The 16,620-nt window shown below is 60.1% G+C and carries 17 protein-coding genes; 5 read left to right on the top strand and 12 right to left on the bottom strand.

The window, feature by feature from the left end:
* Positions 1-8: 8 nt before the first annotated feature.
* Together LOY55_RS08285 and LOY55_RS08280 are read right to left on the bottom strand one after the other, a co-directional pair.
* Positions 9-320, bottom strand: a complete 312-nt coding sequence (locus LOY55_RS08285; RefSeq protein ID WP_046032930.1) for a cupin — start codon at positions 318-320, stop codon at positions 9-11.
* Between the two features lie 42 nt (positions 321-362).
* Complete coding sequence (locus LOY55_RS08280; protein ID WP_046032929.1) at positions 363-1,556, bottom strand: MFS transporter; 1,194 nt, start codon at positions 1,554-1,556, stop codon at positions 363-365.
* 151 nt (positions 1,557-1,707) lie between these two features.
* Between LOY55_RS08280 and LOY55_RS08275 the strand changes: the two genes are divergently transcribed.
* Positions 1,708-2,244, top strand: a complete 537-nt coding sequence (locus tag LOY55_RS08275; RefSeq protein WP_046032928.1) for a TetR/AcrR family transcriptional regulator — start codon at positions 1,708-1,710, stop codon at positions 2,242-2,244.
* A gap of 153 nt (positions 2,245-2,397) precedes the next feature.
* The gene (locus LOY55_RS08270) at positions 2,398-5,868 is read left to right on the top strand and encodes a PAS domain-containing hybrid sensor histidine kinase/response regulator (protein ID WP_223524130.1); all 3,471 of its coding nucleotides are present in this window, start codon (positions 2,398-2,400) and stop codon (positions 5,866-5,868) included.
* Positions 5,869-5,896: 28 nt separating this feature from the next.
* On the opposite strand, the gene rmuC is transcribed toward LOY55_RS08270, so the two are convergent.
* Both rmuC and LOY55_RS08260 read right to left on the bottom strand, forming a co-directional pair.
* On the bottom strand, positions 5,897-7,261 hold the full coding sequence (rmuC, locus tag LOY55_RS08265; RefSeq protein WP_177412296.1) for a DNA recombination protein RmuC: 1,365 nt from the start codon (positions 7,259-7,261) through the stop codon (positions 5,897-5,899).
* A gap of 175 nt (positions 7,262-7,436) precedes the next feature.
* Positions 7,437-7,760, bottom strand: a complete 324-nt coding sequence (locus LOY55_RS08260; RefSeq protein WP_077432170.1) for a sel1 repeat family protein — start codon at positions 7,758-7,760, stop codon at positions 7,437-7,439.
* 952 nt (positions 7,761-8,712) lie between these two features.
* Here LOY55_RS08260 and LOY55_RS08255 point away from each other — a divergent pair.
* The 3 genes from LOY55_RS08255 (at position 8,713) to LOY55_RS08245 (ending at position 11,113) form a co-directional block, all read left to right on the top strand.
* Positions 8,713-8,937: a hypothetical protein gene (locus LOY55_RS08255; protein ID WP_019407963.1), complete on the top strand. Its 225-nt coding sequence runs from the start codon at positions 8,713-8,715 to the stop codon at positions 8,935-8,937.
* Positions 8,938-9,212: 275 nt separating this feature from the next.
* Complete coding sequence (locus LOY55_RS08250) at positions 9,213-9,695, top strand: hypothetical protein (RefSeq protein WP_046032924.1); 483 nt, start codon at positions 9,213-9,215, stop codon at positions 9,693-9,695.
* A gap of 146 nt (positions 9,696-9,841) precedes the next feature.
* A complete protein-coding gene (locus tag LOY55_RS08245; RefSeq protein ID WP_109786453.1) occupies positions 9,842-11,113 on the top strand; it encodes an OmpP1/FadL family transporter in 1,272 nt (423 codons plus the stop codon).
* Between the two features lie 90 nt (positions 11,114-11,203).
* Here the strand turns inward: LOY55_RS08245 and LOY55_RS08240 are convergent, their stop codons facing one another.
* The 8 genes from LOY55_RS08240 to cobU are packed head-to-tail and all read right to left on the bottom strand — an operon-like array spanning position 11,204 to position 16,530.
* The gene (locus tag LOY55_RS08240) at positions 11,204-11,755 is read right to left on the bottom strand and encodes a glutathione peroxidase (RefSeq protein ID WP_109786452.1); all 552 of its coding nucleotides are present in this window, start codon (positions 11,753-11,755) and stop codon (positions 11,204-11,206) included.
* A 55-nt stretch (positions 11,756-11,810) separates the two neighbouring features.
* Positions 11,811-11,933: a hypothetical protein gene (locus LOY55_RS08235; protein WP_007977581.1), complete on the bottom strand. Its 123-nt coding sequence runs from the start codon at positions 11,931-11,933 to the stop codon at positions 11,811-11,813.
* A complete protein-coding gene (locus LOY55_RS08230) occupies positions 11,930-13,138 on the bottom strand; it encodes an MFS transporter (RefSeq protein ID WP_109786451.1) in 1,209 nt (402 codons plus the stop codon). The genes LOY55_RS08235 and LOY55_RS08230 overlap by 4 nt, the downstream gene beginning before the upstream one ends.
* Before the next feature lie 53 nt (positions 13,139-13,191).
* On the bottom strand, positions 13,192-13,596 hold the full coding sequence (locus LOY55_RS08225) for a MarR family winged helix-turn-helix transcriptional regulator (RefSeq protein ID WP_046032920.1): 405 nt from the start codon (positions 13,594-13,596) through the stop codon (positions 13,192-13,194).
* Positions 13,597-13,650: 54 nt separating this feature from the next.
* Positions 13,651-14,382: an adenosylcobinamide-GDP ribazoletransferase gene (locus tag LOY55_RS08220; RefSeq protein WP_223524132.1), complete on the bottom strand. Its 732-nt coding sequence runs from the start codon at positions 14,380-14,382 to the stop codon at positions 13,651-13,653.
* Between the two features lie 2 nt (positions 14,383-14,384).
* Positions 14,385-14,960, bottom strand: a complete 576-nt coding sequence (gene cobC, locus LOY55_RS08215) for an alpha-ribazole phosphatase family protein (RefSeq protein WP_223524135.1) — start codon at positions 14,958-14,960, stop codon at positions 14,385-14,387.
* On the bottom strand, positions 14,957-16,012 hold the full coding sequence (gene cobT / locus LOY55_RS08210; protein WP_223524138.1) for a nicotinate-nucleotide--dimethylbenzimidazole phosphoribosyltransferase: 1,056 nt from the start codon (positions 16,010-16,012) through the stop codon (positions 14,957-14,959). The genes cobC and cobT overlap by 4 nt, the downstream gene beginning before the upstream one ends.
* Positions 16,009-16,530 (bottom strand): bifunctional adenosylcobinamide kinase/adenosylcobinamide-phosphate guanylyltransferase, encoded by a 522-nt coding sequence (gene cobU, locus LOY55_RS08205; RefSeq protein WP_223524141.1) that lies wholly within the window; start codon positions 16,528-16,530, stop codon positions 16,009-16,011. Before cobU ends, cobT begins: the two co-directional genes overlap by 4 nt.
* Positions 16,531-16,620 lie beyond the last annotated feature (90 nt).

Here is a 16,620-nt window from a genome sequence, read left to right as displayed (position 1 = left end):
ATATAGAGTCAAATACTGCCTTCTGATTCGATCACCAATATCCGTGCCGCGCCCTGCGGATGGGCCACATGCTCGGTGCCGACGGACGCATAAAAAATGTCGCCGACGTCGAGCAGCGCTGCCTTCTCGATGCCCTCTTCGCGGTAACGCATCTGCACCTGCCCATCCAGCACCACGAACACTTCCTGGCCATCGTTGACGTGCCATTTATAAGGCTGATCGGTCCAGTGCAAACGCGTGGTGATGCCGTTCATGTTGGCGATGTCCAGCGCCCCCCAAGCACGGTCAGCGGTGAAGGATTTGCTGCGGATGATTTTCATCGGGGCGGTCCGTCGAATGAGTGGCGAGGCCTAGGCTAACGATCAACGCACATCAGCGCCACAGACTTTCAATGAGCGCTGAAGCATCAAGGCCAGTAACGCGCCAACGGACAACACAATCAAAATCAGGCCATACCCATCGGTTGTTGCGACCAACCCGAAGGCTCGGATCAGATTCCCCGCCAGCAACGATGGCAAACAGAACGCCAGGTAACTGAGCACATAAAACGCCGACATCAACCCTGCGCGCTCATGGGGTAAAGCCAACGGCACCAGACTGCGCACGGCCCCCAGAAAACCGGCACCGAAGCCACATCCAGCGACAAGCGTACCCAGGAAAAACAGCGACAGGCTGGCGCTGTGCACGCCCAGTAACACCAGGACAATGCCCATCGGCAGCAGACTCGCCCCCAACCGTAGCGCCAGGGCGGCAGGTCGATTGCGCAGGGTGAAAATCATCAATGCCCCGGTGAGTGTCAGCGCGGCAACGGTCGAGCCGGCAATCAGGTTCGAGGTGGAACCGGTGGCCGCGCGTACCAACGAAGGCGCCAGGGACGCATAAAAACCACCGAGCGCCCACGTCGCGGTGTTGAGCGGCAACACCCGCCACAAGGTGGGGCGCGCCTGAACCGGCACATGCAGGGTCGGTCGCAATGACGCCCATGCCCCGGCCTGTCGCGAGACACTTTCCGGTAAACGCCAGCTGTACAACGCCTGCAACGCAAACAGAACCAGCAGCAGCCAGTAGGTCAAGTGCAGCGGCGCCGGGGCAAATTCTGCCAGTAAGCCGCAGCCCATACCGCCGAGGGCCATGCCGATCAACGGCGCAACGCTATTGATCAACGGCCCTTGCTGGCGGTCAGTGTCCAGCAGCGTGGCACTGAGCACCGCGGTTGCCATGCCGGTGGCAAACCCTTGCAGCACCCGCGCGCTGATCAGCCACGTGACGCTGTCAGCGTAGATAAACAGCAACATCGCCAGAGCATTCAGCACGACAGCGGTGAAAATCACCGGTTTGCGCCCGAGGTAATCCGACAGCGACCCGACCGTCAGCAGCGCGGCCAGCAGGCTCAAGGCATAGACGCCGAAAATCAGGGTCAGGGTGGCCGCCGAAAAATGCATCTGCTCCTGGTACAAGCGATACAACGGCGTCGGCGCCGTGGAAGCCGCCAGAAAACTGAGTAAAGTGATCGCCAGGAACCACAGGCTGGCACGGTTTGAATGGGAACTGGACATCAGCACACTCCGCAAAAGCTAATTTTTTGCTTTGCGGAGTGTGCTACCGACCAAGGCTTAAAGCAAATTCTTTGTGTTAAGGTCCGCTGCATGGCTTTTACCACCGATGCCCAGCTAGTCAGCGGGTTGCGGCGAGAACAGGAAACACGCAATGACAGGCCCCACTTTACGTCCCGGCGGCCGAAGCGCCCGGGTGCAGGAATCAATTCACAAAGCCGTGCACGCACTGCTCGAAGAGCAGGACCGCGCCAGCGTGACCGTGCCGCAAATCGCAGCGCGCGCAGGGGTTACGCCGTCCACCATCTATCGACGCTGGGGGGATTTGTCAGCGCTGCTGGCGGACGTCGCGCTCGCCCGAATGCAACCGGAAACCGAGTCGGCCAATACCGGCAGCCTCTCGGGTGATGTGCAGGCCTGGGCGGAACAGTATCTGGACGAGATGAGCTCCGAACCCGGTCGCAACATGCTGCGCGACGTGCAATCAAGCCTCAAACCCAGTTATTGCGCGACGATCATTGGCGGACAGTTACAGCTGATTCTGGATCGCTACCCGAATGAGCCCAAACCGGATGTCGATCGGCTGATCAACATGGTGGCGGCGCCCATTGTGTTTCGTATCCTGTTTGCGCAGGCGCCGCTGGAGGTTGAGGAGCTGCATCGGTTGATCGCGATTGCGTTGAACCAGTAAGGGCTTGCTCGCAAAGGGACCCGAAAATACACCCTTGATCCCCCTGCGCCCCCGCGCCAAGTCTCGACCTTGGTCGACACTGACTAACCGGGGCGGTCGTGCGAGACTGTCTGACCGGGCGGGAGTCCCGGCTGTCTTTTGTCTGGAGTTCCCATGTCGCTGTCCAGCGGGCTGATCGCCGCCGTCGCCCTGGCCTATATGGCCATCATGTTCGCCATCGCCTTTTACGGTGACCGTCGCAGCACACCGTTGCCGCCGCGAGTGCGCGCTTGGGTGTACAGCCTGTCGCTGGCCGTTTATTGCACCAGTTGGACCTTCTTTGGCGCCGTGGGCCAGGCGGCGGAACAGCTCTGGTCGTTCCTGCCGATTTACCTCGGGCCGATCCTGCTGTTAGTGGGCGCGCCCTGGGTCCTGCAAAAAATGGTGATGATCAGCAAGCAGGAAAACATCACCTCCATCGCCGACTTTATCGCCGCCCGTTACGGCAAATCTCAGTCGTTGGCGGTGGTGGTGGCGCTGATTTGCCTGGTGGGCGTGCTGCCCTACATCGCGCTGCAGCTCAAGGGCATCGTGCTTGGCGTGAACCTGCTGATTGGCGCGGGCGCCGACGCCATGGGGGTTCGCGCTCAGGACACGGCGCTGATTGTGTCGCTGGTGCTGGCGCTGTTCACCATTGTCTTCGGTACCCGCAACCTCGATGCCACGGAACACCACCGTGGCATGGTGCTGGCGATTGCATTTGAATCACTGGTCAAGCTGTTCGCCTTTCTTGCCGTCGGCGCTTTTGTCACGTTTGGTCTGTACGACGGTTTCGACGATCTGTTCAACCAGGCCATGCTCGCACCGCGCCTGGAGCAATACTGGAAGGAAACCGTCAATTGGCCCTCGATGGTGGTGCAGACCGGCGTGGCGATGATGGCGATCATCTGCCTGCCCCGGCAGTTCCATGTGACGGTGGTGGAAAACATTGATCCTCAGGATCTGCGCCTGGCCAAATGGGTGTTCCCGGCCTACCTGGCGTTGGCGGCATTGTTTGTAGTACCCATCGCCCTCGCCGGCCAGATGCTGCTGCCCAGCTCGGTGTTGCCGGACTCCTTCGTCATCAGCCTGCCCCTGGCGCAGGCTCACCCCGCCCTTGCCTTGCTGGCGTTTATCGGTGGCGCTTCGGCGGCAACCGGCATGGTGATCGTCGCCAGCGTGGCACTGTCGACCATGGTGTCCAACGACATGCTGTTGCCATGGTTGCTGCGACGCAATAATGCCGAGCGGCCGTTCGAAGTGTTCCGCCAGTGGATGCTCTCGGTGCGCCGCGTGAGCATCGTGGTGATTTTGCTCCTGGCCTACGTCAGTTATCGCTTGCTGGGTTCGACCGCCAGCCTGGCAACCATCGGCCAGATTGCCTTTGCTGCCGTGACACAACTGGCACCGGCCATGCTCGGCGCGCTGTACTGGAAACAGGCCAACCGCCGCGGTGTATTTGCCGGCCTCGCTGCCGGGACATTCCTGTGGTTTTACACGCTGATCTTGCCGATTGCGGCCCGTGGCCTCGGCTGGCCGCTGGAGAGCTTTCCGGGCTTGGCCTGGTTGCACAGCAACCCGATGAACCTGCCGATCACCCCGCTAACCCAAGGCGTGGTGCTGTCGCTGGCCGGTAATTTCACGTTATTTGCCTGGGTGTCGGTGTTGTCGCGTACACGGGTGTCGGAGCACTGGCAGGCCGGTCGTTTCATCGGCCAGGAAATCAGCGCACGCCCCAGCGCCCGTTCGATGCTGGCGGTGCAGATCGACGATTTGCTGCAACTGGCGGCGCGTTTCGTCGGCGAAGAACGGGCGCGCCAGAGCTTCATCCGATTCGCCTACCGTCAGGGCAAAGGCTTCAACCCGAATCAAAACGCCGACAGTGAATGGATCGCCCACACCGAACGTTTGCTGGCGGGTGTACTCGGTGCCTCCTCGACACGCGCAGTGGTAAAAGCCGCCATCGAAGGTCGGGAAATGCAGCTTGAGGACGTCGTGCGGATCGCCGACGAGGCGTCGGAAGTGCTGCAGTTCAACCGCGCCCTGCTGCAAGGCGCCATCGAAAACATTACCCAGGGCATCAGCGTGGTCGATCAGTCGCTGAAACTGGTGGCCTGGAACCGGCGCTATCTGGAGCTGTTCAATTACCCGGATGGACTGATCAGCGTCGGCCGGCCGATTGCCGACATCATTCGCTACAACGCCGAGCGCGGTTTATGCGGCCCCGGCGAAGCCGAGGTGCACGTTGCCCGCCGTCTGCACTGGATGCGCCAGGGGCGCGCCCATACCTCTGAACGACTGTTCCCCAACGGGCGGGTAATCGAGCTGATCGGCAACCCGATGCCCGGTGGTGGTTTCGTCATGAGTTTCACCGACATCACCGCGTTCCGCGAAGCCGAACAGGCGCTGACCGAAGCCAATGAAGGCCTGGAGCAGCGGGTGACCGAGCGCACCCACGAACTGTCGCAACTCAACGTCGCGTTGACCGAAGCCAAGGGCACCGCCGAGTCCGCCAACCAATCGAAAACCCGTTTTCTCGCAGCCGTCAGCCACGACTTGATGCAACCACTGAACGCCGCGCGCCTGTTCTCCGCCGCCCTGTCCCACCAGGACGATGGCTTGTCCGCTGAGGCACAGAAGCTGGTCCATCACCTGGACAGCTCATTGCGCTCTGCCGAAGATTTGATCAGTGACCTGCTGGACATTTCCCGTCTGGAAAACGGCAAGATCAACCCTGACATCAAGCCATTCGCGCTCAACGAACTGTTCGACACGCTCGGCGCCGAGTTCAAGGCGCAGGCTCAGGAACAAGGGCTGACGTTCAACGTTCGCAGTAGCGCATTGCGGGTCGACAGTGACATCAAACTGCTGCGACGAATTCTGCAAAACTTCCTGACGAATGCATTTCGCTACGCCAAAGGGCCCGTGCTGCTCGGCGTTCGCCGGCGCAAGGGCGAGTTGTGCCTGGAGGTCTGGGATCGGGGACCGGGCATTGCGCCAGACAAACTGCAGGTGATTTTCGAAGAATTCAAACGTCTCGACAGTCACCAGACTCGCGCGGAGAAAGGCCTGGGGTTGGGTCTGGCGATTGCCGATGGTCTGTGTCGCGTGCTGGGTCACACGCTGCGCGTTCGCTCCTGGCCGGGGCGTGGCAGTGTATTCAGCGTCAGCGTGCCGCTGGCCCGGGCGCAAACCGTCGTGGCGACGCCGACCGCTGAACTCAACGGCCATGTGTTGAGCGGCGCGCAGGTGCTGTGCATCGACAATGAAGACAGCATCCTGATCGGCATGAACAGCCTGCTGACGCGCTGGGGTTGCCAGGTCTGGACCGCGCGCAATCGGGATGAATGCGCAGCGCTGCTCGAAGACGGCGTGCGCCCGCAACTGGCACTGGTGGATTACCACCTCGATCATGGCGACACCGGGACGGAGCTGATGGCGTGGCTGCGCACCCAAATGGGAGAGCCGGTGCCTGGCGTGGTGATCAGTGCCGATGGCCGGCCGGAGATGGTGGCGCAAGTGCATGCGGCGGGGCTGGATTACTTGGCCAAACCGGTGAAACCGGCGGCATTACGGGCGCTGCTGAGTCGGCATTTGCCGTTGTAGCGCGGCAGGCCGCGCCCTAACTGAAAATTTACTCGGGCAACTCGACCAGGCCATCCACATCGGTCATCGCCCGCTCCAGCAAATCGGCCGGCAAACTCTTGCTGGCTCGCGCGCCGAGCAACTTCAATTGTTCGCTGCGACTAACCAGGTTACCGCGCCCCTCTGTCAGCTTGTTGCGCGCAGAGCTGTAGGCTTTGTCCAGTTGCTGCAAGCGATTGCCGACTTCGTCCAGGTCCTGGATGAACAACACGAACTTGTCGTACAGCCACCCCGCTCGCTCGGCGATTTCACGGGCGTTCTGACTTTGCCGTTCCTGCTTCCACAGGCTGTCGATGACCCGCAGCGTGGCCAACAACGTGGTGGGGCTGACGATCACAATGTTGCGGTCGAAGGCTTCCTGGAACAGTGTCGGCTCGGCCTGCAAGGCGGCGGAGAACGCGGCCTCGATCGGTACGAAGAGCAAAACGAAATCCAGGCTGTGCAAGCCGTCGAGCCGTTTGTAATCCTTGCCGGCCAGGCCTTTGACGTGATTGCGCAGCGACAGGACATGCTGCTTGATGGCGATCTGGCCGATGGCGTCATCTTCAGCCGCCACGTATTGCTGATAGGCCGTAAGGCTGACCTTGGAGTCGACCACCACCTGCTTGTCGCCCGGAAGGTAAATAATCACATCCGGCTGGAAACGCTCCCCGTCCGGGCCCTTGAGGTTGACCTGGGTCTGGTACTCACGGCCCTTCTCCAGGCCCGCGTGTTCCAGCACTCGCTCGAGAATCAGCTCGCCCCAGTTGCCTTGGGTTTTCTGCCCTTTGAGCGCACGAGTGAGGTTGGTGGCTTCGTCGCTCAGGCGCAGGTTCAGCTGCTGCAGGCGCTCCAGCTCCTTGGCGAGCGAGAAACGCTCGCGGGCTTCGGCCTGATAACTTTCCTCGACGCGTTTTTCGAAGGACTGAATGCGTTCCTTCAGAGGATCAAGCAACTGTCCCAATCGCTGCTGGCTGGTTTCGGCAAAGCGTTGCTCGCGCTCGTCGAAAATCTTGCCCGCCAGTTCTGCAAACTGCGCCCGCAGCTCATCTCGCGAACCTTGCAGGTCACTGAGGCGCTGCTGATGGCTTTCCTGCTGCTCACGCAACTCGGCCTTGAGGGACGCCGCCTGGGTGTCCAGGCGACGCAACTCAGCCTCTTTGCCGGAGCGCTCAATGTTCCAGGCATGGGCCGCATCTCGGGCGTCGTCGCGCTCGATTTGCAGCAGTTCGACTTCACGGCGCGCGGCGGCGAGGTCTGCTTGTCTGGCGGCGTTAGCCTGGCTCAGATCAGCGACTTCATCGCGACACGCATCGAGTTGGGCGTTCAAGCCGTCCTGCGCCAGTTGGGCCATGGCCAGCCGTTCTTCCAGCAGTGCAACCTCGGCCTGTGAGGAGCTCGCACGGCGCTGAATTTGCCAAGCCAGTACCAGCAATGGCAGGCCAGCGCCCGCCAGACCGAGTAATAGGCTGGTCAAGTCCATAGCCATAGAGATTCCTGCTGATGAGATAAAGCTTGAAGGTTAACCAAGGCAACCGGACTTGGACAGCTCAGTCTTCGATCAGGCCCAGTTCCTGTAGGGCGCGTGTATCTCCTGCTCGCGCGGCTTGGCGCAACAGGTCCTGGCCGATGCGGCGATCACGGGCATTGCCGCATTCGCGGCACATCAATTGCCCGAGACGGCTTTGCGCGGCCACGACGCCTTCACGGGCAGGCTGTTTAAGCAAACGCCCGGCGAAGTGCTTGATGTTGGGGTTATCCCCAAGGCGTGGACTGTCCAGCAACCACTCTGCCACGCGCATTGAAAAGCGCTTGGGCGGGGTAACACTTGAGGGCGTTGAGGTAGCAGGGTTTGATACTGAGCGAAACTTCATAAAGCACTGCAGGGCAAATCCGAAGGCGCGCAACTTTACTCTTTTTTTCTTACAGGTAAAGCCCAAAAAAACCCGGCACGCCCGTGCTAGAGCAAGCGCTCGGGACAATCCACAGAAGCTGTGGATAACTCAGTGGACAACCGCCCTTGAACTCGCGCAAAGCCTTGTGGAATGGGGCTCGCAGTCAAACTGACGATTTTTTCACCAGTAAAAAAAAGCGATGTTTTTCATTGACTTAAATTTTCAACACAGGCACCCACTGCGACTGAGGCGTGGATGACAGTGGGGTTACAGTCTGCGCAACTTATGTGCACAAGTACCTACGAGGCGGTTATATCGCTGCCCTTTTTCGGCGCATATTTGCCTGGCTTCTGGGGATAAACCGGGAAAACCCTTGATCCAGGCAGATCGCGGCCCGATGAACGACCGCCACCACCGGTCGGAATGTGGACGATTGCGGGGCACATCGTCCGACCTCACGAATTCTTTTTGCTAACACACTTCCTTTCTGAAATTCAATCCGTTAGTATCCGCGGCGTTAGTACCAAGCTGAAAGTCAATTCTGGTCGAACAAATCCTCGCGGTCAGCCTTCCCTCAAGAGAAGCCTCCACCGACAAAACAGGATCGACCACCTCGATGGTTTCCAGGTAAACCTTGCGCCAACACAGCCTTCGAACAAAAGCGAAGGGTGTTGCGAAGCTCACTTACTCTGACCGAACCAGCCTGCAAATTGATCAGGATCTTCACCCCGGGCCCAGAACCTTTGCCCTTGATGTGTTGCCTGCCCTCCTAAGTACCTACCTGCCAGCCCAAGCGCGCCAATTATCAGCGCTTCAAACTGGCTGCTTTGTTCCAGTCGGGTTCTTCGTTCGACCAACGGTGGTCGTCGTCACTGGAACGTTTTAATTTTGCACGGCTCTTATCCGTGTCGCTTGTAGGAACACCAACACTATGTCTACTCAAATCCACACTCAGGATGCCATCCGCACCCTAACCAACGCTTTTGCACCAATGAACTGCCTGATCATGGCCGCTCGCAAAGGCTGCTTCAGTTTCACCCTGGTCAACGAACACGGCATCGCTCGTCACAGCGAACGCCTGTACCCCGATCAATACTCCAGCGCAGAGCCGCTGCAGGCCGTGATCGAGCGTACCCGCCAGGCATTGATCGCCTGAGACGCCAGAAAGACTGAAAAACCGAAAAGCCCTGCTCAAAAAGCGGGGCTTTTTATTACCCGTTATTTCTCTTTTCACCCCCAGCGGCTAAGCACTAACCGATATAACGGTTATAACTCGAAGCTGGAAATATTTTAAAAACAGTCCTTTACAACGCGAATATGACACTACACTTCAACTCAAGCGGCGTGATCCGCTTCCGGCGAGCCTGATTCGATCCACCGCTGCCAATGCCCCTTCAGGTATCGCCGCCCACTTCATGTTTCGAGGGCTTTATGGGTATCGCTGCCAGCGAACTGTGCCGTTATGTGATTCGTCCGACACTGATTTACCTCGGACGCCATAGCGCAACTGCCGAATCCCTGCTGCTGGGCATTGCCGCCAGCCAGTCTGCCCTTGGTTCCGCCCTGCATGACCGCCGTGGCCACGGCCTCTACCGAATCGCCGAACCCCGCCACCAGGCACTCTGGGATCATTACCTGGCCCTGGACCCCGAACGCGCGAGCCTCGTGCGCGGCCTGGCCAGCCAACATGCCTTTCTCAGTGGGCCGCACCTGGAATTGACCGTTAACCTGCGTTACGCCACCGCCATCGCCTGGCTGCTGGTAGAAGAACAGAACACGCCCCTCCCCGCCGCCGATGACTTGTTGGGCATGGCCCGCATCTGGCGTCAGACCTTTCAGCCTCAAGGACGCCTGCGCGACTTCACCTGCGCCTGGCAAACTTGTGTTTCACCACTGAATCAGGTCGCTTGCTGACCCACCAGTTCTGAAAGATCGTGCAACCGGTCGCGAATCTGGTCGGATTGTCCTACAAAACCGCTCTAACTCAAGCCATACAGCCTATAGCGCTGGGACGAAAATGTTGGTAGTTTTCGCCCCGGTGATCACCAGGAGTTCTAATAATGAAAAAAGTAATGCTCAAAACTACCCTTAGCCTCGCCGTTACCCTGGCATCCACCCAGATCTTTGCAAGTGGCTTCGCCATTAACGAACAAAGCATTAGCGGGATGGGTACAGGTTTTGCCGGGCGATCTTCCGCTGCCGATGACGCAAGTACAATTTTTGGCAACCCTGCCGGCATGTCCCGCATCAAGCGTGAACAAGTCACTGGTGGTGTTGCGATGATCGACGCACACACTGACATCAGCCACGCAAGCTCCTTCCCGAACGGCGGCAGCAACGACGGCGACATGGTACCGTTCATCGCCGTACCTATGGGCTACTACGTCAAGCCAATCGACGACCACTGGGCCTTCGGTATTGGCGTGTACGCACCGTTCGGTCTGGTAACCGACTACGAAAACAACTTTGCCGGTCGTTACTTCGGTAGCAAGAGCGAAGTAAAAATCGCCACTCTGCAACCGACTGTCAGTTACGCCTTCAACGACAAGGTTTCCATCGGTTTCGGCCCGACCATCAACCGCATCGACGGCACCCTGGAATCGAACCTGTCGATCACCCAGGCTGCACCAGACGGCAAGGTCAAGATCACCGGTGACGACACCGCGCTGGGCTACAACATCGGCGTGCTGGTTCAAGCCACCGACAGCACGCGCGTCGGCCTGACTTACCACTCGAAAGTGAAGTACAAGCTCGAAGGCAACACCAAGGTCAACTACGGCGTGCTGGGCCTGATCGGCCAGAACCCGAATCAGAAATACGACGCTTCGCTGGACGTGACCACGCCTGAATCGGTGGACTTCTCGGTTACTCACCAGCTCGACGACAAGTGGACTCTGTACGCAGGCAGCACCTGGACTCGCTGGAGCCGCCTGAAAGACATCACCGTCGAAAACAGTGGTGTTCCAACCGTTCTGAACGGCCAATTCGGTACCATCACCGAAGAACAGAACTGGCACGACACCTGGGCTTCCGCCATCGGCGCGTCCTACCAGCTGAACAAGGAATGGGTACTGCGTGGCGGTCTGTCCGTTGACCAGGCACCGACCAACAACGCCGACCGTTCCCCACGCATCCCGACGGGCGATCGCAAGGCGTTCAGCCTGGGCGCTGGCTGGAGCCCAACCAACGACCTGACCATCGACGTGGCGTATTCGTACCTGCGTGAAGAGTCGGTCAAGATCAACAACTCCAACGACCGTGGCCAGACCTACAACGCCAAGTACGAAAACAGTGCAAACGGTTTCGGTCTCGGCGCGACCTACCGCTTCTGATGATTCACGGCGAACCTGAATCACTCGCCGGCTGAATCAAAAAAGCCCCGCTCTCTGGTAACAGAGGCGGGGCTTTTTACTGGGCGCCGATCAGGGTTGGGAAGCCAGGGCTTGCTCCACCGCGGCGATGAACTCGGGATCGTCGGGTTTGGTCAGGCTAGAAAAGTTGGCGATGACGTTGCCTTTGCGATCAACCACGTATTTGTAGAAATTCCATTTCGGCGCACTGCTCTGCTCGGCCAGCACTTTGAACAGGTGGGTCGCGTCAGCGCCACGTACTGACTGCGGTTCGGTCATGGTGAAGGTCACGCCGTAATTCACATAGCAGACCTTGGCAGTCTCGGCCCCGTCCTTGGACTCCTGCTTGAAGTCATTGGACGGAACACCCAGCACTTCCAGTCCCTGCCCTTTATAACGCTGATTCAGCGCCTCGAGGCTTTTGAACTGCGGGGCGAAACCGCAGAAGCTCGCGGTATTGACCACTACCAACGGCTTGCCTTCAAACCGTTGGCACAGGTCGATGGATTCCTTGGCGCGCAGCTTTTGCAATGATCCTTGCAACAGCTCCGGGCACTCGGCCGCACAGGCCAGCCCGGCAGATGTCACCAGTAACACGGGGACTGCAATCCAGCGCATCAGCATGTCGGTGCATCCTTGATAAGTCGTCAAAAACGACGTTACTCGCCCTCGCCGTTCGCTAGCAAGCACCCATGCCCAACTGCATCAACGCGAGCCCGCCCTGATGCCAGCCCCACCATGACAACGCCAGCAATAAGGCGCAGACGGCCGCTACAGCGATCCGCGGCCACAGACTGTTCATATCGCACTCATTTGTGATTGCAACCGCGCTACCGGCCGCTCACGCACTGGCCAGTTGAGGGCAGCGGCCAGCAGGCTCAAAAGAATTGCCACTTGCCAGATCAAGTCGTAACTCCCGGTTCGGTCGTACACCACCCCGCCCAACCAGCCGCCCAGAAACGAGCCGAGCTGGTGAAACAGGAAAACAATCCCGCCGAGCATGGACAGATTTCGGACACCGAACAAGGTCGCCACGGTGCCGTTGGTCAACGGCACGGTCGACAACCACAGGAAACCCATGGCCATGCCGAACAGGTATGCCGTGGTCGTGGTGACCGGCGCCCACAGGAACAGCGCAATCACCACCGCCCGCAGCAAGTACAAACCGGTGAGCAAGCGCGGTTTTGACATGCGCCCGCCAAGCCAGCCTGCGGTGTAGGTGCCGAAGATGTTGAACAACCCGATCAGCGCCAGCACCGTCGTGCCGACCGTCGCCGGCAGGTGCTGATCCACCAGATACGCCGGCAAATGCACGCCGATGAACACCACCTGGAAACCGCAAACGAAAAAGCCGAACGCCAGCAGCCAGAAACCAGAATGGGAACAGGCTTCACGCAGCGCTTCGCTGAGGGTTTGTTCATGACCGAGCGTCGGCAGCGGCTTGTCCTTGAGCATGCTCACCAGCGGCACGATCAACGCCACCAACAGGCCGAGCACCAGCAACGCGGCGGACCAGCCGAGCCAGCCGATCAAGCCCAGCGTGCCCGGCAACATCGCGAACTGACCGAACGAACCGGCGGCACTGGCGATACCCATGCCCATGCTGCGCTTCTCGGGCGGCACCGCACGCCCCACCACGCCGAGGATCACCGAGAACGAGGTGCCCGACAGACCGATGCCGATCAGCAGGCCGGCGCTCAGGGACAGGGTCACGGCGGAATCGGACAAGCCCATGAACACCAGGCCCAGCGCATACAGCACGCCACCGACCAGCACCACTTTCGCCGCGCCAAAACGGTCGGCCAGCGCGCCGGTGAAGGGCTGCGCCAGGCCCCAGATCAGATTTTGCAAGGCGATGGCAAACGCAAATGTCTCACGCCCCCAGCCGAACTCCGCGCTCATCGGCGCCAGAAACAGTCCGAAGCCGTGCCGCACGCCCAAAGACAACGCAAGGATCAGCGCACTCCCCAATAACACCCAACCGCAAGTACGCCACATCGATGTCATTTCTTATTCTCCGGTAGCGGGTATATACCCGCTTAAGATCGGAAAAACCGGCCTTACGCCAGTTCGTCCAGCAGTCGCAGCAAGGTTTCACGTTTCTCGGCCCCCAGGCGGTCCACCAACCGCTGTTGCGCGGCCTCCCAGGCGGGCAAGGCGGCCTTCAGACGTTCGGCACCGGCCTCGGTCAGGCGAACAATGCGATTGCGCATGTCCTCGCCTTCGGCCAGCGCTACCAGCCCTTCGCCTTCAAGCACGCGCAAATTGCGCCCCAAGGTGCTGCGGTCCAGGCCCATGGCCTCGGCCAGGGTGGAAATACTCGGTTGATCCAGTCGTTGCAAATTACACAGCAAAGAATACTGGGCAACGTTGATTCCGAAGCCGTCCAGAGCGCCGTCGTAATGCCTGCTGACGCCACGGGCGGCGCGACGCAGGTTGATGCATAAACATTGGGAGTCGAGCATGGTGCGTGTATATACCCGTGGTTGTGTTAAATCAAGTTACATGATGTGGGAAGATTAGAAGATCGCCAAGCCCACCAGCACCGCCACTTCCAGCAATTCCAGGAGTGCGCCGGCGGTGTCGCCAGTCGTACCACCCAATCGCCGCACCATTTGCCGCCGTAAGCAGGCGAACACCACCGCCGCTAAAACTACCGCGACGACACCGCTCAGACCCGCGATCAATACACAGGCCAATGCGCTGACCGCCAACACCTGCTTACCGGCCAATCGCGGCAGATGATCGGCCAGCGCTTGCCCCAACCCGCCAGCGCGCACGTACGGCGTGGTCAGGAATAAACCCAGCATCGCGCTGCGGCCGATTAGCGGAACGATGACCAGGAAAATACTGTGCGGCTGCTCGATCAACGCCAGCAATGCGGCGAACTTCAGCAGCAGCACCAACACCAGCGTCACCACGGCAATCGGGCCGCTGCGCGGGTCCTTCATAATCGTCAGTGTGCGCTCACGGTCACCGAAGCCACCCAGCCATGCGTCGGCGCTATCGGCCAGACCGTCCAGGTGCAACCCGCCGCTGAGCAATACCCAAACGGTCAGCAACAACGCGGCATGCAGCAATAATGGCGTGCCCAGCAACAGCCAGTTCAATGCCCACAGAACCACACCGAACAGCAGCCCCACCAACGGATAAAACAGCAGCGACCGCCCCAATTCCTCTGGCGTCGGCATGCCGGGCAGACGAATCGGCAGACTGCTCAAAAATTGCAGGGCGATCCAGAACGGCAGCATGTTCAGTTCGCTTCCTTGAGAATGACGCCGGCCTCGACACTCAACGAAAACAACGCGCCGTGAGCGACTTCGACATCGAGCAACTGCTCACGCGGCAACCCCCGCGCCTGAGCCAGCAACAAACGCATGACGCCACCATGGCTGATCAACAGAATCCGCTCGCCAGCGTAGGCCACGGACAGGCGTTCGATGGCCGCCAATACCCGAACGGAAAAATCTGCCACCCGCTCGCCATCCGGCGGTGTAAACGAATAGGGATCAGCCCAGAACAGCCCCAACGCCTCGGCATCGGTTTCCATCAACGCCGCTGCGCTCTGCCCTTCCCATGAACCGAAGTGCAGTTCTTGCAGGTCTTTCTCCAATTGCACCGGCAAACCCAGTTGCGCACCGAGCTCTTGCGCAAACCGAGCACAACGCTGCAACGGCGAACTGACCAATCGATCCCACGGCCCCTGCTCGATCACCGCCGCGCGCATCTGCTCCCAGCCCTTGGCGGTCAGCGCGTCGTCGAGACTGCCGCGCAACCCGCCACCGAGTTCGGTCTCACCATGGCGCAACACGTCCAGACGCAACGTCATACCGGACGATCCGCAACCGCCGCTTCGGCGAAGGTCGCCATTTGCCCGTGCAGATCGCAAGCCAGACGCAACAACGGCACGGCCAACGCGGCACCGCTACCCTCGCCCAGTCGCAGGCCCAGGTCCAACAGAGGTTCGGCGTTCAGGCTTTCCAGTACATGGCGATGGCCCGGCTCGGCACCCCGATGGCCAAACAACAACCACGGCCGACACTCGGGGTTCAAACGCACCGCCACCAATGCCGCGACGCTGCAAATGAATCCGTCTACCAGCACGGCCACACCTTCTTGCGCACACGCCAGGTACGCCCCCACCAGCGCGGCTATTTCAAAGCCGCCCAGATTGAACAACGTCTGCAAAACGTCCCCGCGCTGAGCACTGTGAAGCGCCAACGCACGCTCGATAACCTGGGCTTTGTGATTGACACCCGCCGCGTCCAGACCGGTGCCCGGCCCGGCCAGATGCGCTACCGGGCAATCGAGCAAGGCACAGGCCAACGCACTGGCTGCGGTGGTGTTGCCAATGCCCATTTCGCCGCCGATGAACAACTGCGCTCCTGCCGCGAGGGCGCGCTGCACGCTGTCACGACCGGCGTGCAAGGCGAGTTCACCCTGGGCTGCGGTCATGGCCGGGCCATTGACGAAATTCGCCGTACCGGGGCCAATGTTCAGATGACGCACACCCGACAGATTCAGCGTCGGCGTCACCGTACCCAGATCAACCACTTCCAGGGACGCGCCCAATTGCCGCGCCAACACGCTGATCGCTGCGCCACCGGTGACGAAGTTGTGGAGCATTTGCCCGGTGACTTCCTGAGGAAACGCCGACACGCCTTCCGCCACGACACCATGGTCACCGGCAAAAATCGCGATCCACAGTTGATCCAGACTGGGTTTGAGCTGCCCCTGCAATCCGGCCAATTGCACCGCCACCGATTCCAGTCGGCCAAGCGAGCCGGCCGGTTTGGTCAGCTGCTGTTGACGCGCCACAGCCTGTTCGATGGCGTGCGCATCGATCGACTTGCACGGGTTCAGCCACCAGGATTGAGTCATAACGCAGTTCCTTTCAGAGTCAGGGGCAGGCCGGCGACGGTCAGGACGACACGTTGGCAGCGCTCGGCCAGAGCTTGATGCAGCCAACCGGCTTCATCGACGTAGCGGCGAGTCAATTCGCCCAGCGGCACGACACCCATTCCGGTTTCGTTGCTGACAAAAATGATTTCACCCGGCAACGAGGCCAGGCAGTCCAACAGGGCTTCGCGTTCAGCGTTGAGACGTTCGGCGTCGTCGAGCATCAGCAGATTGGTCATCCACAGCGTCAGGCAATCCACCAGCAGGCAACGGTTGGCACTGGCGGTTTCGCGCAGGACGCGGGCGAGTTCGACCGGTTCTTCGATCAAGGCCCATTCGGCGGGACGACGGGCACGGTGATGGGCGACGCGGTCGTTCATTTCGCCGTCCAGTGGTTGGCTGGTGGCGATGTAGGTCACGGCCAGTTGGCTGTCTGTCGCCAGTTTTTCAGCCAGACGGCTCTTGCCGGAGCGGGCGCCGCCGAGGATTAGTTGCAGCATGTTCATTCCTTTAAATCATCGGTGTCGTTGGGGGCCTCATCGCGGGCAAGCCCGCTCCCACAAGGATCGAGCCTGTTCGCAGATTTCTTG

It is taken from the genome of Pseudomonas sp. B21-040 (assembly GCF_024748695.1).
GTDB lineage: Bacteria > Pseudomonadota > Gammaproteobacteria > Pseudomonadales > Pseudomonadaceae > Aquipseudomonas.
This window is presented reverse-complemented; position numbering and strand designations above follow the sequence as displayed.

What these genes read in the sequence shown, in the direction of transcription:
- LOY55_RS08285 (WP_046032930.1), bottom strand. Translation starts at nt 320, where the DNA reads ATGAAAATCATCCGCAGCAAATCCTTCACCGCTGACCGTGCTTGGGGG.
- LOY55_RS08280 (WP_046032929.1), bottom strand. Translation starts at nt 1,556, where the DNA reads ATGTCCAGTTCCCATTCAAACCGTGCCAGCCTGTGGTTCCTGGCGATC.
- LOY55_RS08275 (WP_046032928.1), top strand. Translation starts at nt 1,708, where the DNA reads ATGACAGGCCCCACTTTACGTCCCGGCGGCCGAAGCGCCCGGGTGCAG.
- LOY55_RS08270 (WP_223524130.1), top strand. Translation starts at nt 2,398, where the DNA reads ATGTCGCTGTCCAGCGGGCTGATCGCCGCCGTCGCCCTGGCCTATATG.
- LOY55_RS08260 (WP_077432170.1), bottom strand. Translation starts at nt 7,760, where the DNA reads ATGAAGTTTCGCTCAGTATCAAACCCTGCTACCTCAACGCCCTCAAGT.
- LOY55_RS08255 (WP_019407963.1), top strand. Translation starts at nt 8,713, where the DNA reads ATGTCTACTCAAATCCACACTCAGGATGCCATCCGCACCCTAACCAAC.
- LOY55_RS08250 (WP_046032924.1), top strand. Translation starts at nt 9,213, where the DNA reads ATGGGTATCGCTGCCAGCGAACTGTGCCGTTATGTGATTCGTCCGACA.
- LOY55_RS08245 (WP_109786453.1), top strand. Translation starts at nt 9,842, where the DNA reads ATGAAAAAAGTAATGCTCAAAACTACCCTTAGCCTCGCCGTTACCCTG.
- LOY55_RS08240 (WP_109786452.1), bottom strand. Translation starts at nt 11,755, where the DNA reads ATGCTGATGCGCTGGATTGCAGTCCCCGTGTTACTGGTGACATCTGCC.
- LOY55_RS08235 (WP_007977581.1), bottom strand. Translation starts at nt 11,933, where the DNA reads ATGAACAGTCTGTGGCCGCGGATCGCTGTAGCGGCCGTCTGCGCCTTA.
- LOY55_RS08230 (WP_109786451.1), bottom strand. Translation starts at nt 13,138, where the DNA reads ATGACATCGATGTGGCGTACTTGCGGTTGGGTGTTATTGGGGAGTGCG.
- LOY55_RS08225 (WP_046032920.1), bottom strand. Translation starts at nt 13,596, where the DNA reads ATGCTCGACTCCCAATGTTTATGCATCAACCTGCGTCGCGCCGCCCGT.
- LOY55_RS08220 (WP_223524132.1), bottom strand. Translation starts at nt 14,382, where the DNA reads ATGCTGCCGTTCTGGATCGCCCTGCAATTTTTGAGCAGTCTGCCGATT.
- cobC (WP_223524135.1), bottom strand. Translation starts at nt 14,960, where the DNA reads ATGACGTTGCGTCTGGACGTGTTGCGCCATGGTGAGACCGAACTCGGT.
- cobT (WP_223524138.1), bottom strand. Translation starts at nt 16,012, where the DNA reads ATGACTCAATCCTGGTGGCTGAACCCGTGCAAGTCGATCGATGCGCAC.
- cobU (WP_223524141.1), bottom strand. Translation starts at nt 16,530, where the DNA reads ATGCTGCAACTAATCCTCGGCGGCGCCCGCTCCGGCAAGAGCCGTCTG.